Here is a 23927-nt window from a genome sequence, read left to right as displayed (position 1 = left end):
AATTATGAGTTTCATGACAGTTGCAAGCGTCCAAAAAACCTATGTGAAAGTCTTTGGCATAATCTTCCATGTTTTTGTCCTAAAAACACATATTGAGTTATTGGGATAGCTCTCTATAATTTACAATGAATACATAATTTAAAAATCATATGGATGCTTTAAGTAAAATATTTGCTGATATTCATTTAAACCATACGGAATATATCTACTTGAAAACTCAAGGAGAATGGAGTTTTACGTGCCAAGATCAAACAGCACTTATCGTATACATTGTTTTAGTTGGTTCAGTTTTCATTCAAATTGATTCACAAAATAGTTTAACTGCTCATGCTGGTGAAATTGTCCTAATTCCTTCTGGAACAGCACATACGGGTGCAGATAACTCCATCACAAAGCTTGTGAATGCAGTCGATATTTCAAAATTGTTTGATGGACATAAAGAAGATGCTATTGAGTTCGGTACAGATTCGTCAGAGAAAAATCTTATTTTAAGTGTTCGTTGTCAGATTGACACCATCATGGCACGCCCTTTTATTCAAGCGTTACCTTCAATCATTCATATTCAACACGGAGAAAATACAGCACCTGAATGGTTACAAATTGGTTTGCACTTTTTAGCGTTAGAGACACAAAATATTCAGGCAGGCAGAGATATTATTATTGATCATCTTGTAAATATTTTATTGATCAAATGTATCAGAGATCATATTCAACAGATCTCAAATCAACATGGATGGCTAAGCGCTTTAAATCATCCTGAACTCAGCAATAGCCTTGCTGCAATTCATAACCATCCTGAAGATGCGTGGACAGTTGAAGCCCTTGCAGAACAATGCTGCATGTCGCGTTCAAAATTTGCAAGTTTATTTCATGAGGTGATCGGAGAATCTCCTTTGGCTTATCTACAACAACATCGTATGCGCTTAGCGAGCCAGTATTTACGTAAAAGTAATTATTCCATTCATCTGATTGCAAATAAAGTGGGCTATTCTTCTGAAACAGCCTTTAGCCAAGCATTCAAACGAACTTTTGAAGTATCACCCAAGCAATATCGACAACAATTTATCGAAGCAGAAAATTAGAAAATAAAAAAAGACACCTCAGTGTCTTTTTTTATTTTCTAAATTTTAACGGACAATACCGCGTGTAGACTTTTCTAGTGAATCAATAAACAATTGTGCTTCAGGCGTCTTCGTCAGTATGTCGCTACGAATCTGCTCAATAGCTTGCTCAGTGGTTAAACCAGCCTTATAAATCAGCTTGTATGCTTCTCTTAAACCTTGAATCGTATCTCGAGTCCAACCTTTACGTCGCATGCCTTCAATATTCATACCGTAAGCATGTGCAGGATTACCAGATGCCATCACGTAAGCAGGAACGTCCTTAAGAATTAAAGCTGCTCCACCAATCATACTATATGAGTCAATACGGCAGAACTGATGAATACCCGCATTACCGCCTACAATAACATGATTACCTACATGGACATGACCTGCAACGCCCACATTATTGGCAAAAATATTGTGATCACCAATTACACAATCATGCGCAATATGGGTATTCACCATAAATAAGTTATGACTACCAATTTTTGTTATTGCATTATCCTGAACCGTACCTCTATGCAAAGTACAATGTTCACGAATAAAGTTATTATCCCCTATTTCTAGCCATGTCTCTTCACCTTGATACTTTAAATCTTGGCAAATTTCACCGACACTCGAAAACTGAAAAATATCATTATTTTTTCCAATTTTCGTAAAACCGCCAATTACCACATGTGAACGTAATTTAGTCCCAGCATCAATCGTTACATTCGGACCAACAATACAATAAGGTCCAATTTGTACATCAGATGCAATTTCTGCAGATGGGTCAATAATTGCGGTTGGGTGAATTAGGTTTTGACTACTCATGTCTGCTCAATTTTTTGGTGGGAAATAATGATCTCTGCTGTTGCAGCGACAATACCGTCGACACTAGCCTTACAATTGTACTTGTAAATGCCACGTTTTTGCATCACTAGTTCTGATTTTAAGACAAGCTGGTCACCAGCAACAACTTGTTTCTTAAATCTTACTTTTTCTGCGCCAGCAAATAAGAACAATGATCCTTCTTTTGGCTTTTGATTTGTCAATACAAAGCCTAATATTCCTGAGACCTGTGCGAGAGCTTCAATAATCAACACACCCGGCATAATTGGGTATGTCGGGAAATGCCCTTGCAAAAACTCTTCATTAATAGAGACATTTTTATAGCCGACAATACTATTCTCAGTTATTTCTGTAACTCTATCAACAAGTAAAAAAGGATAACGATGTGGTAAATATTCACGAATCGTAAGAATATCCATGGGTAATTCAGGCATTGTAAATGCTGGAGATGTAGACTCAGTCATAATAAATTATTTATGTAACTTAAAGGTTGATTCAAGGGACTCTAATTGAGCTTGCATATGATCAAGCCTTTTAGTGATTTGGGTCAATGGCACATCTGCTAATTGTCTTAGGCGAACAATTGTCTTTTTCCAATGACTATTTTCAAATAATCCCATTCCAGAAGAATACGTTCCAGGTTCAGAAATATTTTTTGTGACCATTGACATTGCAGTAAGAGTGACATTATCGGTAATTTCAAGATGACCAACAACCCCTGATGCTCCACCCATGATACAGTTTTTGCCAATTTTAGCACTTCCTGCAATTCCACAATTCGCTGCAATCGCAGTGTTCTCTCCAATTTGAACATTGTGAGCAATTTGCACAAGGTTATCAATAATGACGCCATCTGCTAAAATTGTGTCATCTAATGCGCCACGATCAATACTACAATTTGAACCAATACGGACATCATTACCGATTCTTACCGAACCGAGTTGAGCAATACGGTGCCATTTTCCTTGATAAGGTGCAAAACCAAAACCTTCTGATCCAATCACAGTATTCGCATGAATACGAACCCGATCTTTTAACTTTGCACCACCAGTAATCGTGACATGCGCATCAATGAAACAGTCATTACCAATTTCAACTTCATCATCAATAAAAGCATGTGCTTGGATAATTGTATTATGTCCAATAACACAATGCTCACCAATGACAGCATAGTGCCCTATATAAGCATTATCAGCCACAATTGCAGAAGGATGAATTTGAGCAGTACTTTCGATACCTCTTTGAAAAATTTTCTTCTCAAATAAATGTGTAAGAGTTGCAAAAGCGAGATAAGGATTTTCTACAACGATAAAATTTTGCTTCGATGATAATTGTTGTTTTAATGCAGTTGTCACAATATAAACACCTGCTTCACTTGCTTCAGCTTGTGCTAAATATTTTTCACCATTTACAAAACAAATGTGATGATTTTGTGCCTGTTCCAAACTAGACAAATTAGAAATTTTAAAATCTTTATCACCAAAAAGCTCACCTTTTACAAGATGAGCTATTTCTTCTAAACGATAAGTACGTCTATTCATTGATTATTTCAGTGCGTTAACCTTTTGGATCATTTTATCAGTTAAATCATACTGAGCGTCAGAGGCAATTGTTGAATTTTTATTCAAAATAAGATCTAAATTATTTTCTTTTCTTAATTGCTCAGCTGCTTGCTTCACTTTTCCTTCAAATGCAGTGTTCATTGACTGTAATGTAGACTGTACTTTAGTCTGTAAGCCCTGTTGAGTTGTATTGAACTCATTTAACTTAGCTTGATACAGCGCAGTCATTTTTTGAATATCAGCCTGATTCATCTTAGGACCATCAGTTTGCGCTTTTTGCTGCATAGTTTCCAATTCTTTACCTAATTGTTCTAATCGCGTCGATGTTGGTTTAACTGATTGGCCAAGAGCAGCATTTTGTTGTTTAAGATATGTGCTACTTTCAACTACGCGAGCTAGATCAACAACACCTATACCAGCAGCATTCGTCATAGCAGAAACCGTTAAACCTAAGCCTAACATCAACATCATTAATTTTTTCATTATTTCGTCCTTTTATATTTTAAGAGCTTAAGGGCCGTACTTAGAAAGTACGACCAATTTCGAATTGAATAGATTTGGTATTATCGCCACTCTTATCATTAAGCGGATAAGCATAACTTAATGATAATGGACCAATCATCGTAATCCATGTGAAACCTGCACCAACGCTATAACGCATATTGCCAAAATCGAACTTGTAGTTATCATTACAATATTGTTTGATATCAACAGTACTAGCACCTACTAATATATTACCTTTTGGTACATTACATTGCGTATCAAATACCTGAGCACCCTCGGCAAAAAGTACAGGTCGAACTTGACGTGTCCAATCTCCTTTGAATGGTAAAGGAAGCGCCAATTCTGTTCCAAATTGAACTAAAGCATTCCCCCCAACTTCTTCTGGGCTCGGGTCATTTTTACCAGTTGCTTGGAAAATCACACTTGGGTATTTAGGTCCAAGTGAGCTATTGTCATAACCACGAACAGATCCATAACCACCCGCATAGAAGTTTTTATAGAATGGTAGGTCATTACCATAACCTAATTTACCATAGCCTCTAAGTACAAATCCCATCGGCAATGATTTGAATGCCTGAGCATCATAAGTCATTTTTTGATAGTCAACATCACTACCTGGAAGGCCTACTTCTAGACCAACACGGTGCGACATACCTGAAGTTGGGAAAAGCGGTCTATTTAAAGTATTATATGACCAACCTAGGTTCAAAGTATAAGTTAGGAAACTACCCTCGAAAGCACTATTATAAGTAATCTCACCACCTGGCTTACATTTACCTGTATAGTTACCATCTAAATCTTTATCTAATTGGTCTTCAGGACAATAAGTGTTCTGTGCAGTTGCTTTACCACCATTTGCCAACAAATAATCACGAATGTATGTAGATACACTTGGACCTGTTCTTACTTTAGTTTGATCGATACCTAAAGAAGCGCTAATACTCTGATTTTCATCAATTGGATACCCAAAACTTAAACTACCACCGACACTATCAGTAACATAGTTATTAACGTTATAGTTCTCACTTAACTTCGTTTTTCGATAATAAACGTTGTAACCACGACTAACACCATCAATAGTAAAATATGGGTCCGTCACACTTAAGTTATAATAGTCTTGCGTTTCTGAACGAGATAAATCAATCGCAACACGATTTCCAGTACCCATAAAGTTGGTTTGGCTTAAACCTGCTTGGAAAGTAATACCACCATTCTGAGAATAACCTACTGCTAATGTCGTTGTGCCAGAATGTTGCTCTTCAACATCTACATTTAAATCAACTTGGTCTGGAGAATTAGGTACACGAACAGGTTTTACATCAACAGTTTTAAAGAAACCTGTGCGTTCTAAACGTACTTTTGATAAATCAATTTTTTCATTGCTTGCTAAAGCACCTTCCATTTGGCGCATTTCACGACGTAATACTTCATCCGCTGTTTTACTATTTCCAGTAAAGTTAATACGACGAACTGTTACTTGCTGACCAGGATTAATATAATAATTTAGATTTACAATGCCTGTTTGATTATTAATTTCAGGTACAACATTCACTTCTGCATAGTAATAACCTGCATTACCATATTTGCGAAGTAGCAACTGCTTAACAGCATTTACTTTTTCTTGTGAATAAGTTTCACCATCTTTATATAATTTTAGTGCTTTTAATTCTTCAGGTTTATAGAGTGCATCGCCTAAGAATTTGGTTTCACCAAACTTAAACTGACTACCTTCGTCAACTGAGACCTCAATGAAAATGTGTTTTTTATCTTCACTGATGTTGAGTTGTGAATTGATAATATTAAAGTTGATATAACCTTTATTTAGATATAGAGCTCGTAAGGCTTCTAAGCTTGCTGCCATTTTTTCACGTGCATAGCGATCATTACGTGTAACAATAGAAGCCCAACCGCTTTCTTTAACTGCAAAAGCTTGCTTAATATCACTATCACTAAATACAGTATTACCAATGATATTAATATCAAATACTTTTGCAGCAGTACCTTCATTAAAATTAAGCTTGAGTTCTACACGGTTATTTGGACGAGCAATGGTATCCACCGTTACATCAGCATCATAACGACCTTGTTGCGTATATTGCTGCTCAAGCTCAGTCTCAATGATCTGCAATGCCGACTTCTTAAAGACTTCGCCCTCTGCGATCCCCATTTTCTTTAAGCCTTGCTCTAAGGCTTCTTTAGGAATCAGCTTATTACCTTTGAATTCCAATTTTGAAATGATTGGACGCTCTACAACTTTAAACACCAATACGTCTTTTTCTTTATAGGCTTTAATGTCATCAAATAGACCTGAAGCATATAAAGTACGGATCGCCTCAGCAATCATTGGATCACTTACTCTATCGCCACTATTTATTGGTAACATAGAATAGATACTTGCAGGTGTTAAACGCACGAGGCCATCAATTCGTATATCTTGTGCAAGAAACTCATCTGCTGCGTATGCTTGTTGTACCACTGCCATCGCACTAACCAGTGCCAAAGGCATTAATAAATGTGTGTGACGCATGCCCATATATTTTCCAGTAAGTTAAATTCCGTTTGCGTTTTTTATAAACGCATGAAGTCGTTAAATAAAGCCAAAAGCATCATGCTACCGAGCAGTACCATACCAACTTTTAGACCAAACATCTGTATTTGTTCAGAAACAGGTTTACCACGTATTGCTTCAATAAAGTAATAAACTAAATGACCGCCATCAAGCATCGGAATTGGTAATAAATTTAAAATTCCTAAACTAACACTCATCAATGCCATAAAAGAAATAAAGGTTTGCCACCCCATTTCAGCACTCTGCCCTGCAACTTTAGCAATCGTAATAGGACCTGATAAGTTATCCAATCCAATTAGTCCACGTACCATTTTAGTAATCGAACTAAAAATCATACCTGACAATTGTGTTGTTTTTTCAACAGCAACCCCGAAAGCTTCTACAGGTGAATACTGAATGGTTTGTTTATATTCATTCGGAATTGTGATTTTACCTGCATCACTTTTCACTCCGAGAACACCACTCATATTACCCATATTGTCACGTTGGCCTTGAGGCATCACTTGTAAATGAACCAGTTTGCCTTGACGTAGTACATCAATATTTAAGAGTTTTTCAGGTGAATTTTGTACAACATCAACGACATCAAACCAATCTTTCATTGCAACGTTATTAATCGCAACAATTTTGTCTCCGACTTTCATACCTTGACGTATAGCAGCGCCATCAGTACTCAGTTCTTTTACGATCGCTGGAATCACAGGACGATAAGGTAAAAACCCTAACTCATCTAAAGGCGATTGGCTCTGATCTTTTAGAAAATCTTTAATCGGTAAGCTAAACTGTTTTTCAGTTCCAGTACGCTCAACAACAATTGAAACTTGGCCTGTCTCTCCAACACGATTGACTAAAGCATAGTTTAGTTTTTCCCATGTTGGTGTCGTTTGACCATCAACCATTACTACTTTATCGCCAACATGTAAATTGACTTGAGCAGCAGGTGTATTCGGTACAATCTTACCAATACGTGTATTTAATTGTTCCTGAGCAGGTAAGAATAAAATCCAAAACAATAAAACCGCAAAAATTAAATTAATCAACGGCCCAGCAGCAACAATTGCGATACGTTTCCAAGGTGACTGACGATTAAACGCATAAGGTAAATCTTGCTCTGCAACATTACCTTCACGTTCATCAAGCATTTTAACGTAACCACCTAACGGCAATGCTGAAAGCTGGTATTGTATACCTGATTTTTTCGATTGCCATTTAAGCAAAGTGGGTCCAAAGCCAATAGAATAGACTAAAACTTTAACACCTAATTTACGTGCGACCCAATAATGACCAAACTCATGAATCGCGATCAGTGGGCCTAATAATAAAATCGCTGCAACAATCATAAATAGTGCGCTCATACGATTTACCCCCCTATACCCACGATGTACTTCTCTGCAATACCTCTTGCGATCATATCAGTCTGCAAAATGATGTCTATGCTTTCTGCTTTAGCATTTTGTACAGCTTGTAAAGTATGCTCGACCACTTGCGTAATTTCAGTGAATCGAATTTGCCCTTTTAAAAATGCAGCAACCGCAATTTCATTGGCAGCATTCAAAATTGTAGGAGCCAACCCACCAGCACGCATTGCTTGACGAGCTAAACTTAAAGCTGGGAACTTAATATTATCAGGTGCCTGAAAATTTAATTGAGCTGTTTCAAACAGATTTAAAGCAGGAACATCCGTCTTTAAGCGTTGCGGCCATGCCAATGCGTGCGCAATTGGCGTACACATGTCTGGGTTACCCATTTGTGCCAAAGTTGATCCATCCACATATTGCACCATGGAATGAATAATACTTTGTGGATGAACAACAACTGTAACAAAATGTTCTGATATTGAAAACAAATGACACGCTTCGATCAATTCCAAACCTTTATTCATCAAAGTCGCTGAATCTACCGAAATTTTTTGTCCCATAGACCAATTTGGATGCTTACAAGCCTGTTGAGGCGTTACATCATGTAATTGTTCTAAAGAATGATTAAGAAATGGACCACCAGAAGCTGTTAATAAAACCTGAGACACGCCGAGTTGTGGCTCACCTGTTCTCTCAATCTGTAAATAATTGTGTGGTAATGACTGAAAGATCGCATTATGCTCTGAATCGACAGGAAGCAATAAAGCATTATGATCACGTGCTGCCTGCATCATGATGTCACCTGACATCACCAAGGCTTCCTTGTTTGCAAGTAACACACGTTTGCCTGCTTTGACTGCGGCAAGTGTCGGTAATAAGCCAGCAGCACCGACGATTGCAGCCATAACAATATCAACTGCATCATGTTCAGCAATGGCTATCAAACCCGCTTCATCTGTTAAAATTTCAATATTTTTTAGGTTTTCTTGATTTAAACACTGCTCTAGTTCTAAAGCTTTTATTTTCGGAACAACCACTATTTTAGGGCTGTATTTTTTACATATTTCTACCAGTTCATCTAAACGACTATATGCAGAAACCGCATAAACAGAGTATTGGTCTGGGTGTCGCGCCAATACTTTTAAGGTACTTTGCCCAATAGAGCCCGTAACACCCAATATACAAACAGCCTGTGTCATTTATAGATCTACACCAATAAGTTTTACCAATACATACATACCAGTTGCAAAAATAGGCGCGGCAGCAAGAAGTGAATCAATTCGATCTAATACTCCACCATGCCCAGGAAGTACACGCCCTGAGTCTTTAATGCCTGCACGACGTTTGATCATTGACTCAAACAAGTCACCTAATACTGATGCAAAAACGGTAATAATAGAAAGAATCAGGAATAAGATAAGCTGTATTACAGTTAAGTTTAAATAGAAATATTGTACAACCAACATAATCACAACTGTTGTTGCAATACCACCATACAATCCCTCAACCGATTTATTTGGGCTTACTGTAGGAGCAAGTTTTCTTTTACCAAATTTACGACCAACAAAATATGCACCACTATCTGCCCCCCAAACTAACAAGAACAAATACATCAGCCACCAAGGTGAGCTATGCCAAACTGCATAAAGCGCAGTCACTGCTGCAGAAATTAGAATAAAACCAATTGCATACAGTGATACATTGTACCAATTATCTGATTCTGGAAAGCTTTTAACCCAGTAAATACTACCTAGCCACGTAAGAATAGATGCTGCCCATAGCAACAATGCAACATCATCAAAAAATAATGCGAGTGTTGAAACCGATGCTACACATATACCATATATCCAAGCCTTAGGTTTTGAAACAATAGCTTCTTTATGAGGCATAAGCTTAAACCACTCATAGCCTGCAACCCCAGCTGCTAAAATCATAAGCACAAACATTGGATAATGTGATTGCGTCGCAAACATGCAACTTAAAACAACAGCAACTAACACCAATGCGGTAATAATCCGCTCTAACATTATTAATTCTCTATTTTCGCTTGTTGAATCTGTTCTGTCGTCTTACCGAAACGTCGTTCACGTCCTGAAAAAACACGAAATGCGTAATCCAACTCTTCGACTGTAAACTCTGGCCATAAAGTTTCTGTAAAGTACAATTCAGCATATGCAGCTTGCCACAATAAGAAATTCGAAAGGCGATAATCCCCCCCTGTACGAATTAATAAATCCACAGCAGGCAGGTCATTTAGACTGACATATTTATCAAATAAATCAACATTTATATGATTTGTTTGAACTTTCCCAGCAAGAACATCCTGAGCAATACATTTTGCAGCATGGGCCATGTCCCACATACCACCATAGCTAATCGCAATAGTTAAGGTCATAGAATCAAAGGCTGCTGTTTTTTGTTCTGCATATTGCATCAAATCACTTAAATGATCTGAGAGACGTGATCGGTCACCAATAAAGCGTAGAGCAATATTAAATTTTTCCATACGAGGAAGTTGCTCATGAATCGTATCTTCTAACAACTTCATGAGTAAATCGACTTCATACTGTGGTCGATTCCAGTTTTCACTTGAAAATGCAAAAACCGTTAATGCTTTTACGCCGACACCTTTACAATGCTCGACAATCGGATCCAAGACATTTTTGCCTTCACGATGCCCATCACCTTTTTGCATTTGCATCTTTTTGGCAAAGCGATTGTTGCCATCCATAATGATGGCAACATGCTGAGGAAGAAGTTGATCTTCTTGCAAGGTCATAAAATTAGACCTTCATTAATTCAGCTTCTTTCGCAGCCAAGCGCTTTTCTACTTCAGCAACGAATTTATCCGTAATTTTCTGAATATCTTCTGATGCACGGCGATCATCATCTTCAGAAATTTCTTTTTCTTTCAACAATGCTTTGATATCACCTAATACATCACGACGAATGTTTCGAATTGCAACTTTTGCATTCTCAGCTTCAGTACGTGCAACTTTTTGCATATCGCGACGCGTTTCTTCAGTCAATGCAGCCATTGGCACACGAATTGCGTCGGCTGTAATAGGGTTCAATCCTAAACCAGCTTCACGAATTGCTTTATCGATCGCTGAAACCATTGAACGCTCAAATGGTTGTACTAAGAGTGTACGTGAGTCTTCAAGGCCTACGTTTGCAACTTGGTTTAATGGAACATCAGAACCATAGTAAGGAACCATCACACCATTTAAAATAGATGGGTGCGCACGTCCAGTACGAACTTTTGCAAAACCTTGCTCCAAAGAGTCAAGTGTTTTATTCATGCGCAGTTCGCTATCTTTTTTGAGATCGTTAATCATATGATCTTCCTTACTTATTCATTAGGTATTACAAAATATTTAGACATTAGTATAAAGCGCTTTATGGCTCACGTACATTAATTCGTAACGTGAGTACCCTCTTTTTCACCCATTACAACAGAAAGTAAAGCACCCGATTTATTCATATCGAATACTTGTAATGGGACATTATGATCACGGCATAAGCAAATTGCGGTAAGATCCATCACGCCAAGCTTTTCATCAAGAACTTGATCGAAAGTTAAATTATCATATTTAACCGCATCATCATATTTACTTGGATCTTTATTATAAACACCATCAACTTTAGTTGCTTTTAAGATGAGGTTTGCTTCAATTTCAATACCACGTAAACAAGCAGCTGTATCAGTTGTAAAGAATGGATTACCAGTACCCGCAACAAATACACAAACTTCGCCTTGGCTTAGGTGGCGAATTGCATCACGACTTGAGTAAGACTCAACAACTGTGCCAATCGGAAGTGCTGACATTAAACGTGTTTTGATATTACGGCGAACTAATGCATCACGCATTGCCAAACCATTCATTACAGTTGCCAACATCCCCATTTGGTCACCTGTTACGCGACCTACAAGACCATCTTTTTGTAACTGACTACCACGATATAAGTTACCGCCACCAACAACAATACCAACCTGTACACCCAAACCAACCAAGTGTGCAATTGAAAGTGACATCTGATCTAATACTTGGGCATCAATACCCATATCTTTATTGCCTGCTAAAGCTTCACCAGAAAGCTTTAGCAAGATTCGTGCATAACGTGGATTTTTAGAAGCTGACATACCTTTACTCCAAACCGACCAATCTCAAAATTTCTTCAATTTAATTCAATATCAAGCTGATTTAATCTGAATCAACTTAGCAAATAAATCATATTCATCTGCATCCGTGATTTCGACTTCGAGTAAATCACCCGCTTTAATCACATTTTTATCAATATCTTCAACAAATACGTTGCCATCGATTTCTGGTGCATCTGCATATGAACGCGCAACAGCAACTGGAAACTCTTCTTCCAAGCTATCAACCAATACTGTCATCGTCTGACCAATACGTTTTTGTAGTTTTGCAGCAGAAATCGCTTGCTGAACTTCCATGAAACGCTCATAACGATCTTGCTTGATCTCTTCTGGCACATGATCAGGAAGATCATTCGCTGTCGCACCCTCTACTGGCGAGTAAGTAAAACAGCCCACGCGATCTAATTGAGCTTCTTTTAACCATTCTAATAGAATTTGGAAATCTTCTTCAGTTTCACCAGGGAAACCCACAACAAAAGTTGAGCGAATCACCAATTCAGGGCATTTTTCACGCCACAATTTCAGACGCTCTAATGTATTTTCGCTATGGGCTGGTCGCTTCATCAATTTTAAAATGCGCGGACTGGCATGCTGAAAAGGAATATCTAAATATGGCAGGATTTTTCCTTGTGCCATTAGGTCAATGACTGCATCGACATGTGGGTAAGGATAGACATAATGTAAACGCACCCAAATACCAAGCTGACCAAGTGCTTCACACATATCATAGAACTTAGTTTTTACAGGTTGACCATTCCAAAAGTCCAACTTGTATTTGGTATCAACACCGTAAGCAGAAGTATCTTGAGAAATAACCAATACTTCTTTTACACCAGCACGTTTTAATGCTGATGCTTCATCTAAAACACTACCCACAGGACGAGAAACTAAATCACCACGCATACTTGGGATAATGCAGAAAGTACAACGATGGTTACAACCTTCTGATATTTTTAAATAAGCATAATGTTTTGGTGTTAGACGTACACCTTGTTCTGGGACTAAATCAATAAATGGGTTATGTTTGGGAGGAGCTGGTACATATTCATGTACAGCTTCCATTACATCTTGATAAGCTGCCGCCCCTGTAACTTTAAGCACATTTGGGTGCATTTGACGAATTTTATCTTCATCTTTACCTAAGCAACCTGTAACGATCACACGACCGTTCTCGCTCATGGCTTCGCCAATGGCATCTAAAGACTCTTGCACTGCAGATTCAATAAAACCACAGGTGTTAACAACAACCAAATCTGCACCGTCGTAATCTGATGCAACTTGATAACCTTCAGTCTTTAACTGAGTTAAAATTCGTTCAGAATCTACCAATGCCTTAGGACAACCTAAAGATACAAAACCGACTTTGGGGGTCTTCATGAATCTGCGCTCCACTTGAATCGGCGTATTGTATGACTTTTCTTTGCTGCCGCATAGCTACAAAGCCATCTCTTTGTGTAATGCACCAAAATACAACCAAAATTTTAAACAAACCCCAACAACGCACCATTTTAAAGCATGATAAAATATTGAAATAACTCAATCTATGTGAAAAATACAGCATAAACTCATTATTTATGAATTAAGTTATTGAAAATTAGCTAATACAAAGTTGGCTTGCATTTTGCATTAAATACATTTCAGAAGTTAATGGCTATTCATCTACATTGATATTTATTGCGCCATTTTAAAACAGGACGATTCACAAATGGATCAACATAACACTATCGACTATCGACTGCTCGTAGATAATCTGACCACTGCCATATTATTGGTCGATAGTAACCTTAATATTTTTTATTTAAATTCGGCTTGTGAAGCATTATTCGATGTTAGTTTACTTCGCGCATCAGGTCAGCCTGTGCTCAATCTACTTCATGCACATGACGATTCATTTAATACACATGAAGCTTTATTAAATACATTAGAAAGCGGACAACATTACACACGTCGCGAAGCTGTAATTAATGTGAACTTTAAACCAATCCATGTGGATTATACGGTCTCACAATTAAATGCAGGTAAAAGTTATCACCCACTTTTATTAATCGAACTCAATCCAATTGATCGAATGTTGAAAATTTCTAAAGAAGAAAATTTAGTACAACAACATCAAGTTGCACGCCAACTAGTCCGCGGCGTGGCACATGAAATTAAAAATCCTTTAGCGGGCATTCGTGGTGCAACACAATTACTTGCTCGCAGCTTAAATGATGAAAGCTATCGTGAGTTTACCGACATTATTATTAGTGAAGTCGATCGCTTAACCAATCTAGCAGATACCATGCTTGGTTCACGTCAATTACCAAGCTATGAGCTGGTTAATGTGCATGAACCTTTAGAGCGCGTTCGTTCACTTATTGTGAACCAAACGAAGAAAAAAATTAAGATTACCCGTGATTATGACCTGTCTTTACCTGATGTGATGGCTGACCGTGATCAACTGATTCAAGTTATGCTCAATATCAGCGTAAATGCTGTGCAAGCAATGACTGAAAATAAAGATTTTTTTGTTGATTCAGAACCAGAGCTGATTTTAAGAACGCGCATTCAACGCTTAGTCACAATTAACGGTGTTCTGAATCGCTCATCGATAAGAATTGATATCGAAGATAATGGACCAGGTGTTCCAGAAAGCATATTAGAGTCTGTATTTTACCCTCTTGTTACTGGACGAGCAAAAGGTACAGGACTTGGCCTCAGTATCGCGCAAAACATTATGCATCAACACAACGGAATGATCGAGTGTCAATCCGTTCCAGGAAAAACCATATTTAGCTTATATTTACCTTGGGAGTCAGACCGTGTCACGAAATAAAATTTGGGTAATTGATGATGATCGTGCCATGCGTTGGGTACTCGAAAAAACTTTTAAAGAAGAAGGTTTTGACGTCACCAACTTTGAAGAGGCACAAACAGCGCTCGAACGTTTGCATGATGCTGCACCCGATGTCATTTTGACAGATATTCGTATGCCTGGAATTGATGGCTTAACTTTCTTGTCTAAAGTTAAAAACACGCATCCAGATCTACCTGTCATCATCATGACAGCACATTCTGATTTAGAATCTGCTGTCTCAAGTTACCAAACTGGTGCATTTGAGTATTTACCGAAACCTTTTGATATTGATGAAGCACTAGCCTTGGTCAATCGTGCTATTTTACACATCAACAAATTGCAACAACAAGAAGCAACCAAAGCAACGACACCTCTACAATCAACCGAAATTATTGGTGAATCACCTGCAATGCAGGAAGTGTTTCGTGCCATTGGACGTCTATCTCAATCCCATATCACGGTTCTTATAAATGGTGAATCAGGTACTGGTAAAGAACTTGTCGCACATGCATTACACAAGCACTCACCTCGTCGCGCCAAACCATTTATTGCACTTAACATGGCCGCTATTCCAAAAGACTTAATTGAAACTGAGTTATTTGGGCATGAAAAAGGTGCATTTACAGGTGCAAATACTCAGCATCAAGGTCGATTTGAGCAAGCCAACGGCGGTACATTATTTCTTGATGAAATTGGTGATATGCCTTTTGAAACACAAACACGCTTACTACGCGTCCTTGCTGATGGCGAGTTCTACCGTGTTGGTGGACATATTCCAGTTAAAGTTGATGTCAGAATTGTAGCCGCAACTCACCAAGACTTAGAGAAGTTGGTGAATGAAGGTCGTTTCCGTGAGGACTTGTACCATCGCCTGAATGTGATTCGCATTCATATTCCGAAACTTGCTCATCGTAGTGAAGATATTCCTATGCTTGCGCAACATTTCTTGGCGCGTGCAGGTAAAGAATTAGGTGTTAGTCCTAAAATCTTACGTACAGAAACAACTGACTATATGCAGCAACTACCTTGGCCAGGTAACGTTCGCCAATTAGAAAATACTTGTCGTTGGTTAACAGTGATGATTACTGGACGTGAAGTCTATCCAGAAGATCTACCTGCTGAGCTAAAACAAGTTGCTATACAGAAATCGACGAATGATGCATCAACTACAAGCCCAGCTTTAGTTGAAAGAATTGCTGTACATCATTGGGATGAGCTACTAGCTCAATGGGCGATTCAAAAGTTAAAAAATGGTGAAATGAAAATTTTAGATATCGCAACACCAATGTTTGAACGCACTTTGATTAATGCAGCCTTACAACAAACACGTGGTCGCAAACGCCATGCAGCAGAGCTTTTAGGTTGGGGACGTAACACGCTTACTCGCAAACTTAAAGAACTTGGCATGGATTCAACAGACGATGATGAAGACGATGAAGTTCGTTCAGCATAAATCATAAATAGTCCATAAAAGCGAGTAATGATCACATTACTCGCTTTTTTACATTGAGATGTTTAGATACATGATCTAATGTCATAGCCATACAAGACATATGGTTTTTGCTATAATAAAATATTCCCTCAACGCTCATTGAATATAATGACTGATATTTGTTACCCAAGTTGCGAACAACCTCAAACTCGTCGTGGTCAAGAACGTCGCCTTGCCTTATTACTATGTGCAACCGATTTATTTCTTGAAAAAGGTTATGATGCGGTTTCCTTGGATGATATTGTCAATCATGCAGGTGGCTCAAAAGCTTCTATTTATAAATATTTTGGCAACAAAGAAGGTCTTTTTACTGCGATTTGTGATTATCGTCGTGAAGTGTTTTTTAAAGGTGTTTGCTTTCCATACACTTCAGAACAAAATAATTTAAAAACATACCTTGTACAAACATTACAACGCTTTTATCAACATATTATTCAACCTGAAAATATTGCCTTTATGCGCATGTTCACAGAACAAACTCAAAAAGATATACAGTTAGCTCACTATTTTTATGACCAATGTGCTTTAAATATACAGAATACGATTGCATTTGCTTTAGGTCAGGCACACGACCTCAATGAAATATACTGCTCTAACCCTCATTTCTCTGCCATGATGTATTTCGGAATTCTACGTGATGTTGAGTGGCGACTTTTAATGGGTTTAGAAGTATCAGCAAATGACGCTGAAATAACTGATTATATTAATTATTCCGTTGATTTATTCTTAAAAGCTCATCAAAAAGTCTAATTCTTTTGCATTTTTTAGGTGGTGTAGTATAGTAGTCAATTCCTTTTTTATCACCACCCATTAAATAACAATTAATTATTGTTTTTATTCAATAATTATTGTGGGAGTAACTATGGCGCTTCGGCATTTCCTGACTTTACGAGACCTTTCAACTTTAGAGTTGCAACGCATTTTAGACCGTGCACAAGAATTGAAACGCATGCAACATGCAAATACGGTTTTTCAACCATTTGTAGGTAAAGTCTTAGGAATGATTTTTGAGAAATCGAGTACACGTACACGTATTTCTTTTGAAGCTGGTATTTGCCAATTTGGTGGTAATGCAATTTTCCTTTCTCCACGAGATACTCAATTAGGTCGTGGTGAGCCAATTGAGGATTCAGCACGTGTCATTTCAAGCATGCTTGATATCGTAATGATTCGTACTTTTGGCCATGATATTGTTGAACGTTTTGCTTCTTATTCGAAAGTTCCTGTCATTAATGGATTAACGGATGACCATCATCCATGTCAATTACTTGCTGACTTACAAACCTTTCAAGAACACCGTGGAAGCATCAAAGGTAAAACGGTTGCTTGGATTGGCGATGGCAATAATATGTGTAATTCATACATTGAAGCAGCACATATGATGGGTTTTAAACTCAAAATTGCTGCACCTGAAGGTTATGAACCAAAACCTGAGTTTTTGACTGAATTTGCCGATTGTGTCGAAGTGTTCAATAAAGCTGAAGATGCTGCAGTTAACGCTGACCTGATCGTAACTGATGTATGGGCAAGCATGGGGCAAGAAGAAGAACAAAAGCTTCGTGAAAAAGCATTTGCTGATTTCCAAGTGAATGAAAAATTAATGGATCTGGCTCATCCAGATTGTTTATTTATGCATTGCTTACCAGCACACCGTGGCGAAGAAATTTCTGAGCACATGCTGGATCATAAAAATGCTGTTGTTTGGGATGAAGCAGAGAATCGCTTACACGCTCAAAAAGCATTAATGGAATTCTTATTAAATGAGAATTTAAAGAAAGACTAAATAGCTAAAGAAAACAGCATCATCATGATGCTGTTTTTATTTTTGCGATCTAAATTGAACACTTAAATAAAAACACTTATAGTAGAAAAATCTTTTATTAGAAGAAGTTTCTTCTCTTGGTTGAAACTTTGATAACTACAAAGCGAACATTATGACTTCACTCGAACAAGCACTTTCTGAAATTCCTAGTTTTTCTTTGGTGCACGAGCATCTATTTAGTTCTGCTCAGCCAAGCGCTGAACAATTATTGCAAATTAAAGAATATGGCTGTAGTACTGTAATCAATCTTGCGACGAGCAAATCAGAAAATCATTTAGCTAAACAAGACCAAATCTGCTTGGATTTAGGCTTAAACTACATTCATATTCCTATTGATTGGGATCTTCCTTGTGCAGAACAATGCTTATTCGTTTTAGATTTAATTGCTCATCTTGTTCAAAATGAAATTGTTTGGCTGCATTGTGCCAAAAACATGCGTGTAAGTAGTTTGATGTATTTATATCGTCAATTTTATATGGATATAGATATGCCCACAGCTCAAGCATTACTTCATGAGATTTGGGAACCGAATGAGACTTGGACTGGTTTAATTCATAGTATTACTTTACAACTGCAAGGTCGTAAAGCAACACTTGAACTTGAACAATCATTAATGGATGTAGATCATCTTGCTTGATGTGAAATTAAGACAGTTGCTGTTGCTAAAATGCCTTCTTGGCGACCTGTAAATCCTAGTTGTTCCGTTGTCGTTGCTTTGATACTAATTTGAGTGATATCGACTTCAAGTACATCAGCAATACTTTGGCGCATTTCTAAATTATGTTTTGCGAGCTTTGGACGTTCACACGCAACTGTGATATCAGCATTATTTAAATGATAACCACGATCTAAAATTAATTGATATACGTGTTTCAATAAAATGCGGCTATCAGCTCCTTTATACTCAGGATCAGTATCTGGGAAATGTTGCCCAATATCTCCCAATGCTAATGCGCCAAGTAAAGCATCACTCAATGCATGCAAGACCACATCACCATCTGAATGTGCTTTTAAACCATGCGTATGCGGAATTTTAATCCCAGCTAAAGTAACGAAATTGCCTTCTTCAAAAGCATGTACATCAATCCCTTGTCCAATACGAATTTGAGCAACCATATGATTTTCCTTTTACAATATACTGAACAAATCTTGTATTCAGGCTTTCTATTTCGCTATAGTACAGTGAGCAAATTAGGCTGAACATATAAGTGATTATGCTGTTGAACACCTTAATAAATCAATTAAAGAAATCTGGTTATATCATCACATTGAGTTGTTTTTGCTCATCATTTGTATTTGCCGCGTCAATTAATTGTACAACACAGAATGCTGAGCGAAAAAAAATTTGTTCTAAGCAGTATCAAGACCAACGAACTAAGCTGAATAATAAGTTTTTAACCGCTTATCTTGTGACTGATGCTCCAATTCAACTACTACATGACACACAAAAGCTTTGGCTTAATCAAATCCAACAGTGCAAATCGAAAATTTGTTATCAGCAACAATTTGATGTTCGTTTAGATGATTTAAACTTTTATACTTCAATGAATCAGACGCTTACACAACACTATTTAAAATTTGAACATGGTGATTTAGCCAAACAACCTGTTCACATCCAGATTCATCAACTGGATAAAGATAAGTTAAAAATCGAAGGAATTGCTTATCGTAATCCCAATAATCGTGTAGAGACTCAAACTTTATCTTTACTTGCCTACACGACTCCCGAGCAAAAGAATCTAATTATTGATAATGAAAAAAAGTGCCAGTACCAATTTGACTTTCAAAAAGCTTTATTAATTATAAAAAGTGAGCAAAAAGGTTGTGAACGCTTTACAGGAATTTATCGTTTGTATGATTAATCAACAAATGCAATATAAGCCGATATTTTCACATCGGCTTTTTATATTTAGCTTGGGAATTTTTGTGCAATTTCCTCGCTAATCAATACCGCTGTTGCGGCAGATAAAGTCCAGCCTAAATGCCCATGCCCAGTATTGTAAAATACTCGCGCATGTTTCCCCTGTTTCACTACAGGCAACATATTTGGCATCATCGGACGTAAGCCCGCCCATGGTACAGCGTGCTCAGTTGAAATATCAAAATTTTGGTTAACCCAATTAATCAAAGGTTGGATTCGATCTGCTCGAATATCCCGATTGTAACCATTAAACTCAGCTGTACCAGCTACACGGAAACGATCCACGCCTAATCTTGAGGTTACAATCTTTGCACTTTCATCTAGCAAGCTGACCCAAGGCGCATTTTTTACACTTCGCTCATCTTTAAGCTGAACTGTAATTGAATATCCTTTTACGGGATAGACATTGACTGTATCCCCCAATAAATCTGCAAGCTGATAACTTCCCACACCACCGCACACTAAAATAATATCAGCTTCAATTTGAGTCAGTTGAGTATTATCAGGGTGCATATTCTCTGAACTATTTTTGCAATCTACTACAACTCTATCCTGCAAAAACTTGATATCAATCACATCTAAACCAAAGCGATATTTGACACCATATTGTTTTGTTTTTTCAGCAAGACCAACAGAATACTTATGAATATCCCCTGTTGCATCCGCAGCAGTGTAATATCCACCATAATAATCACCAGTTAAATTTGGCTCAATAGATTTCATTTCTTCAGGTGTTATTGCATAACGCTCAAGTTTACCCTCGACTAAAACATCATTCACTTTTTTGGCAATATCGAAGTCTTGTTTAGTATGGTACATGTGCAAAATACCGCGCTTTTCTAAATCAAAAGCAATATTTTCTTTTTCTGCAATTTCAAATAATCGTTGTCTTGCTAACAACGCTAAACGAACTGTTTCAATTGTATTTACCTTATAGTCCTTAATGTGAGTCAAAAACTCGACTAGCCAGCGATACTTATGCACACTAAAAGACGGATTGAGCAATAAAGGTGCATCTTTCTTACTCATCCATTTAATCCCTTTCAACACTGTTGCCTTCTGATTCCAGACCTCAGCGTTACAAGCAGACAACTGCCCACCATTGGCAAATGAAGTTTCCATTGCTGGAAATAAATGACGATCAATCACTGTGACTTCATAACCCAATTTAATTAATTCATAAGCAGACGTTACACCCGTAATCCCCGCACCAATAACAACAACATGTGGCATAGCAAACTCCTTGAAATGCATAACATTTCATAATGCTTAGCCCCATCTGTCATGGTACCTGAGAGTTTTGGCAGATGATTACCAATTAATCATTAAGCCTTCCCCTTCGGTGAGTGTTAATCGTAGAAGAAAAATTATCGTATGTTTCTACAAGTTGAGCACTGCTCTCCAGATTGTATTTCTATTATTACAGTCCTTCTGCCTGAGAGTTTCCGGGGTCGTTGCTCCTTCGGCGAGTTCATTGAAGAACTTCTCTCCCGCAATAATATTTATATCCATATAAGCAATATATATGCCGCTTAAAAATACAGACACTAAATTCTTGTAATTGTTTGTAGATTAAGATTTATGCAATTTAAAATAAATCGAAGTATAAAAAAGCAGACTTGAAGTCTGCTTTTTTATACTAAAATTTGCACTGCAAAATTTGATCTGAGAACTGTCCTTTCCATAGTTCTCGTAATGTTGGTAAATAGAATTTTTCACCAATCATCACTAATTCAGCATCAATCAGTGCATGAATCTCATGCATCAAAACATAATCCAATGCAATCAAGGAAAGCTGTGCTTGTTTCTGAGAAATCTGCTTACGTTTAACTTGCGCTTTTTTAACTAACTCGTTGGCAAAATTTTTATCTTTATAAGCGGTAATGGCACTTAAACGTAATTCAATGATTCCCCAACCTTCCAATAATTTCTTAAATACTTCGAAATCTTTAGATGTTGCTTCCCATGTGACATTTTCCAAATTATTGTCTTCTGGTAAAACTGGTAACAATAAGTCGGCGGTGCTCGGAAAAATTTTCTTTAAATTCAACAGAAACTTAACAGGATTTTCATTTGGAAGATCAGAAAATTGGATATTGGTTTTGGTATCTGTCAAATAAATATTGAGCATAATGAAGCAACAATCAGGTAAATCAAAAGCATATTGTACGCAGATCGGTTTATAAAAACTACTCATAAAAAATCCCCCTAGGTTAAAGAAGGATTTTTTAAACTAACAATACGATTTACTTACTATTCGGAGAAACCATATTTTCAGGTCTAACTACTTCATCAAATTGCTCAGCAGTCACTAAGCCAAGTTCAACTGCAACTTGCTTTAAGGTTTTATTTTCCTTATAAGCTGTTTTGGCAACTTTGGCAGAATTTTCGTAGCCAATCACAGGATTGAGTGCTGTGACTAACATTAAAGAGTTATGCAAGAAATAATCAATTTTCTCACGATTTGGTTCAATACCTACCGCACAATGATCATTAAAACTATTACAAGCATCTCCTAATAACTGAATTGATTGCAATAAGTTATAAGCAATGACTGGCATAAATACATTCAGCTCAAAGTTACCAGAAGCACCCGCCACATTAATGGTAGTGTCATTACCTAGAACCTGAGCAACAACCATGGTCATCGCTTCACTTTGTGTAGGATTGACTTTACCCGGCATGATACTTGAACCAGGTTCATTTTCTGGAATACGAATTTCACCAAATCCGCAGCGAGGACCACTCGCCAACCAGCGAATATCGTTAGCAATTTTATTTAAGCTGGCTGCCAATGTTTTTAATGCACCTGAAGCAAATACAGCCGCATCACGTCCTGCCAAGGCTTCGAACTTATTCGGTGCAGTCACAAATGGTAAACCTGTCAGTTCAGCCAGTTGCTCAGCTGCTTTCACTGCATAATCTGGATGTGCATTTAAGCCAGTACCTACCGCCGTTCCTCCTAAAGGCAACTCATAAAGACCTGCAAGTGCTTGCTGTAAACGTTTTAGACCATGCTGTAGTTGGGAAACATAACCACTGAACTCTTGTCCCAAGGTTAAAGGAGTCGCATCTTGCAAATGGGTACGACCAATTTTGACAATATCATCAAATTCTTTGGATTTAAGCTCTAAAGTCGCTTTTAGTTTTTCCACTGCAGGAATAAGTAATTCATTGATTTGAATACTTGCAGCCACATGGATTGCTGTTGGGAAAGAATCATTGGTTGATTGCGCACGATTGACATGATCATTTGGATGTACTGGTTTTTGTGCACCTAGTACTTGTCCTAATTTTTGATTGGCAATGTTTGCAATCACTTCATTACAGTTCATATTACTTTGCGTACCAGAACCTGTTTGCCAAACTACAAGCGGAAATTGTGAGTCCCATTGACCAGCAATCACTTCTTCAGCAGCATCAACGATATATTGACTTAAATCTTCAGGTAATTGTTTTAACTCAGCATTGGTTATTGCAGCCGCTTTTTTCACCAAACCCATGGCACGAATCATGGCACGCGGTAAACGTTCTTGACCGATTTTAAAGTTCTGTAAACTTCGTTGCGTTTGTGCACCCCATAAGGCGTCATTTGGAACTTCAACTTCGCCCATAGTGTCATGTTCAATTCGCATTTGCATAAACAACCTCTGCTTTATTTGGTTAAAATGTTCACGGGCTGAAGCAAACTGATGCTTTTGGCTAGCGAAGACTCAGTTCATATTGATGTATATTTGATAAGTCTTAATTATCCTAAACAAAGCCAT

23 protein-coding genes and 1 riboswitch are annotated in these 23927 nt (G+C 37.6%); of the genes, 7 read left to right on the top strand and 16 right to left on the bottom strand.

Annotated elements, in window-relative coordinates; all coding sequences use genetic code 11:
* Nucleotides 1-149 precede the first annotated feature (149 nt).
* Nucleotides 150-1082, top strand: coding sequence for an AraC family transcriptional regulator (locus AAV96_RS12970; RefSeq protein WP_004662040.1), 933 nt, complete (start codon nt 150-152; stop codon nt 1080-1082).
* Nucleotides 1083-1127: 45 nt separating this feature from the next.
* On the opposite strand, the gene lpxA is transcribed toward AAV96_RS12970, so the two are convergent.
* From lpxA to rimO, 12 genes are all read right to left on the bottom strand, one after another.
* A complete protein-coding gene (lpxA, locus tag AAV96_RS12965) occupies nt 1128-1916 on the bottom strand; it encodes an acyl-ACP--UDP-N-acetylglucosamine O-acyltransferase (RefSeq protein ID WP_046739600.1) in 789 nt (262 codons plus the stop codon).
* Complete coding sequence (gene fabZ / locus AAV96_RS12960; protein ID WP_046739599.1) at nt 1913-2398, bottom strand: 3-hydroxyacyl-ACP dehydratase FabZ; 486 nt, start codon at nt 2396-2398, stop codon at nt 1913-1915. The genes lpxA and fabZ overlap by 4 nt, the downstream gene beginning before the upstream one ends.
* A gap of 6 nt (nt 2399-2404) precedes the next feature.
* Nucleotides 2405-3475 (bottom strand): UDP-3-O-(3-hydroxymyristoyl)glucosamine N-acyltransferase, encoded by a 1071-nt coding sequence (lpxD, locus tag AAV96_RS12955; RefSeq protein WP_046739598.1) that lies wholly within the window; start codon nt 3473-3475, stop codon nt 2405-2407.
* Between the two features lie 3 nt (nt 3476-3478).
* A complete protein-coding gene (locus AAV96_RS12950) occupies nt 3479-3979 on the bottom strand; it encodes an OmpH family outer membrane protein (protein WP_046739597.1) in 501 nt (166 codons plus the stop codon).
* A gap of 40 nt (nt 3980-4019) precedes the next feature.
* The gene (gene bamA, locus AAV96_RS12945; RefSeq protein ID WP_046739596.1) at nt 4020-6533 is read right to left on the bottom strand and encodes an outer membrane protein assembly factor BamA; all 2514 of its coding nucleotides are present in this window, start codon (nt 6531-6533) and stop codon (nt 4020-4022) included.
* A gap of 35 nt (nt 6534-6568) precedes the next feature.
* Nucleotides 6569-7924: an RIP metalloprotease RseP gene (rseP, locus tag AAV96_RS12940; RefSeq protein ID WP_046739595.1), complete on the bottom strand. Its 1356-nt coding sequence runs from the start codon at nt 7922-7924 to the stop codon at nt 6569-6571.
* A 5-nt stretch (nt 7925-7929) separates the two neighbouring features.
* Complete coding sequence (gene ispC / locus AAV96_RS12935) at nt 7930-9126, bottom strand: 1-deoxy-D-xylulose-5-phosphate reductoisomerase (RefSeq protein ID WP_046739594.1); 1197 nt, start codon at nt 9124-9126, stop codon at nt 7930-7932.
* The gene (locus tag AAV96_RS12930; RefSeq protein WP_004662030.1) at nt 9127-9954 is read right to left on the bottom strand and encodes a phosphatidate cytidylyltransferase; all 828 of its coding nucleotides are present in this window, start codon (nt 9952-9954) and stop codon (nt 9127-9129) included.
* A 2-nt stretch (nt 9955-9956) separates the two neighbouring features.
* Nucleotides 9957-10706, bottom strand: coding sequence for a polyprenyl diphosphate synthase (gene uppS, locus AAV96_RS12925; protein ID WP_046739593.1), 750 nt, complete (start codon nt 10704-10706; stop codon nt 9957-9959).
* Nucleotides 10707-10710: 4 nt separating this feature from the next.
* Nucleotides 10711-11265, bottom strand: coding sequence for a ribosome recycling factor (gene frr, locus AAV96_RS12920; protein WP_004662028.1), 555 nt, complete (start codon nt 11263-11265; stop codon nt 10711-10713).
* Between the two features lie 77 nt (nt 11266-11342).
* Complete coding sequence (gene pyrH, locus AAV96_RS12915) at nt 11343-12071, bottom strand: UMP kinase (RefSeq protein ID WP_004662027.1); 729 nt, start codon at nt 12069-12071, stop codon at nt 11343-11345.
* A gap of 51 nt (nt 12072-12122) precedes the next feature.
* Nucleotides 12123-13466 carry a 30S ribosomal protein S12 methylthiotransferase RimO gene (rimO, locus tag AAV96_RS12910; RefSeq protein WP_046739592.1) on the bottom strand — a complete coding sequence of 448 codons (1344 nt, stop codon included), beginning with the start codon at nt 13464-13466 and terminating at the stop codon, nt 12123-12125.
* Between the two features lie 328 nt (nt 13467-13794).
* On the opposite strand from rimO, the gene glnL reads away from it, so the two are divergent.
* The 5 genes from glnL to AAV96_RS12885 all read left to right on the top strand — a co-directional run bounded on the left by glnL (nt 13795) and on the right by AAV96_RS12885 (nt 18876).
* A complete protein-coding gene (gene glnL, locus AAV96_RS12905; RefSeq protein ID WP_004662024.1) occupies nt 13795-14904 on the top strand; it encodes a nitrogen regulation protein NR(II) in 1110 nt (369 codons plus the stop codon).
* Nucleotides 14891-16378 carry a nitrogen regulation protein NR(I) gene (glnG, locus tag AAV96_RS12900; RefSeq protein WP_004662022.1) on the top strand — a complete coding sequence of 496 codons (1488 nt, stop codon included), beginning with the start codon at nt 14891-14893 and terminating at the stop codon, nt 16376-16378. The genes glnL and glnG overlap by 14 nt, the downstream gene beginning before the upstream one ends.
* A gap of 147 nt (nt 16379-16525) precedes the next feature.
* Complete coding sequence (locus AAV96_RS12895; protein ID WP_046739591.1) at nt 16526-17167, top strand: TetR/AcrR family transcriptional regulator; 642 nt, start codon at nt 16526-16528, stop codon at nt 17165-17167.
* A 112-nt stretch (nt 17168-17279) separates the two neighbouring features.
* Complete coding sequence (argF, locus tag AAV96_RS12890) at nt 17280-18200, top strand: ornithine carbamoyltransferase (protein WP_004662017.1); 921 nt, start codon at nt 17280-17282, stop codon at nt 18198-18200.
* A gap of 151 nt (nt 18201-18351) precedes the next feature.
* Nucleotides 18352-18876 carry a protein tyrosine phosphatase family protein gene (locus AAV96_RS12885; RefSeq protein WP_046739590.1) on the top strand — a complete coding sequence of 175 codons (525 nt, stop codon included), beginning with the start codon at nt 18352-18354 and terminating at the stop codon, nt 18874-18876.
* Here AAV96_RS12885 and ispF read toward each other — a convergent pair.
* Nucleotides 18864-19355, bottom strand: coding sequence for a 2-C-methyl-D-erythritol 2,4-cyclodiphosphate synthase (ispF, locus tag AAV96_RS12880; RefSeq protein ID WP_046739589.1), 492 nt, complete (start codon nt 19353-19355; stop codon nt 18864-18866). The two genes, AAV96_RS12885 and ispF, sit on opposite strands and share 13 nt — an antisense overlap.
* 98 nt (nt 19356-19453) lie before the next feature.
* Here ispF and AAV96_RS12875 point away from each other — a divergent pair, with 98 nt between their 5' ends.
* A complete protein-coding gene (locus AAV96_RS12875; protein WP_046739588.1) occupies nt 19454-20101 on the top strand; it encodes a hypothetical protein in 648 nt (215 codons plus the stop codon).
* A 47-nt stretch (nt 20102-20148) separates the two neighbouring features.
* Here AAV96_RS12875 and AAV96_RS12870 read toward each other — a convergent pair whose 3' ends face one another.
* The 3 genes from AAV96_RS12870 to fumC all read right to left on the bottom strand — a co-directional run bounded on the left by AAV96_RS12870 (nt 20149) and on the right by fumC (nt 23801).
* Entirely contained in the window at nt 20149-21393 is a 1245-nt protein-coding gene (locus tag AAV96_RS12870) for a D-amino acid dehydrogenase (protein WP_046739587.1), read from the bottom strand.
* A 180-nt stretch (nt 21394-21573) separates the two neighbouring features.
* Nucleotides 21574-21663, bottom strand: a riboswitch (glycine riboswitch).
* A 136-nt stretch (nt 21664-21799) separates the two neighbouring features.
* Nucleotides 21800-22291, bottom strand: coding sequence for a hypothetical protein (locus AAV96_RS12865; RefSeq protein WP_171066582.1), 492 nt, complete (start codon nt 22289-22291; stop codon nt 21800-21802).
* Between the two features lie 115 nt (nt 22292-22406).
* Complete coding sequence (fumC, locus tag AAV96_RS12860; protein WP_046739585.1) at nt 22407-23801, bottom strand: class II fumarate hydratase; 1395 nt, start codon at nt 23799-23801, stop codon at nt 22407-22409.
* Nucleotides 23802-23927 lie beyond the last annotated feature (126 nt).

It is taken from the genome of Acinetobacter sp. AG1, assembly GCF_001005525.1.
GTDB classification, from domain to species: domain Bacteria; phylum Pseudomonadota; class Gammaproteobacteria; order Pseudomonadales; family Moraxellaceae; genus Acinetobacter; species Acinetobacter modestus.
The sequence above is the reverse complement of the archived record's forward strand: the minus strand, read 5'-3'. Positions and strand labels throughout refer to the sequence as shown.

Coding starts and splice junctions, on each gene's coding strand:
- AAV96_RS12970 (WP_004662040.1), top strand. CDS start 150: ATGGATGCTTTAAGTAAAATATTTGCTGATATTCATTTAAACCATACG.
- lpxA (WP_046739600.1), bottom strand. CDS start 1,916: ATGAGTAGTCAAAACCTAATTCACCCAACCGCAATTATTGACCCATCT.
- fabZ (WP_046739599.1), bottom strand. CDS start 2,398: ATGACTGAGTCTACATCTCCAGCATTTACAATGCCTGAATTACCCATG.
- lpxD (WP_046739598.1), bottom strand. CDS start 3,475: ATGAATAGACGTACTTATCGTTTAGAAGAAATAGCTCATCTTGTAAAA.
- AAV96_RS12950 (WP_046739597.1), bottom strand. CDS start 3,979: ATGAAAAAATTAATGATGTTGATGTTAGGCTTAGGTTTAACGGTTTCT.
- bamA (WP_046739596.1), bottom strand. CDS start 6,533: ATGGGCATGCGTCACACACATTTATTAATGCCTTTGGCACTGGTTAGT.
- rseP (WP_046739595.1), bottom strand. CDS start 7,924: ATGAGCGCACTATTTATGATTGTTGCAGCGATTTTATTATTAGGCCCA.
- ispC (WP_046739594.1), bottom strand. CDS start 9,126: ATGACACAGGCTGTTTGTATATTGGGTGTTACGGGCTCTATTGGGCAA.
- AAV96_RS12930 (WP_004662030.1), bottom strand. CDS start 9,954: ATGTTAGAGCGGATTATTACCGCATTGGTGTTAGTTGCTGTTGTTTTA.
- uppS (WP_046739593.1), bottom strand. CDS start 10,706: ATGACCTTGCAAGAAGATCAACTTCTTCCTCAGCATGTTGCCATCATT.
- frr (WP_004662028.1), bottom strand. CDS start 11,265: ATGATTAACGATCTCAAAAAAGATAGCGAACTGCGCATGAATAAAACA.
- pyrH (WP_004662027.1), bottom strand. CDS start 12,071: ATGTCAGCTTCTAAAAATCCACGTTATGCACGAATCTTGCTAAAGCTT.
- rimO (WP_046739592.1), bottom strand. CDS start 13,466: ATGAAGACCCCCAAAGTCGGTTTTGTATCTTTAGGTTGTCCTAAGGCA.
- glnL (WP_004662024.1), top strand. CDS start 13,795: ATGGATCAACATAACACTATCGACTATCGACTGCTCGTAGATAATCTG.
- AAV96_RS12895 (WP_046739591.1), top strand. CDS start 16,526: ATGACTGATATTTGTTACCCAAGTTGCGAACAACCTCAAACTCGTCGT.
- argF (WP_004662017.1), top strand. CDS start 17,280: ATGGCGCTTCGGCATTTCCTGACTTTACGAGACCTTTCAACTTTAGAG.
- AAV96_RS12885 (WP_046739590.1), top strand. CDS start 18,352: ATGACTTCACTCGAACAAGCACTTTCTGAAATTCCTAGTTTTTCTTTG.
- ispF (WP_046739589.1), bottom strand. CDS start 19,355: ATGGTTGCTCAAATTCGTATTGGACAAGGGATTGATGTACATGCTTTT.
- AAV96_RS12875 (WP_046739588.1), top strand. CDS start 19,454: ATGCTGTTGAACACCTTAATAAATCAATTAAAGAAATCTGGTTATATC.
- AAV96_RS12870 (WP_046739587.1), bottom strand. CDS start 21,393: ATGCCACATGTTGTTGTTATTGGTGCGGGGATTACGGGTGTAACGTCT.
- AAV96_RS12865 (WP_171066582.1), bottom strand. CDS start 22,291: ATGCTCAATATTTATTTGACAGATACCAAAACCAATATCCAATTTTCT.
- fumC (WP_046739585.1), bottom strand. CDS start 23,801: ATGCAAATGCGAATTGAACATGACACTATGGGCGAAGTTGAAGTTCCA.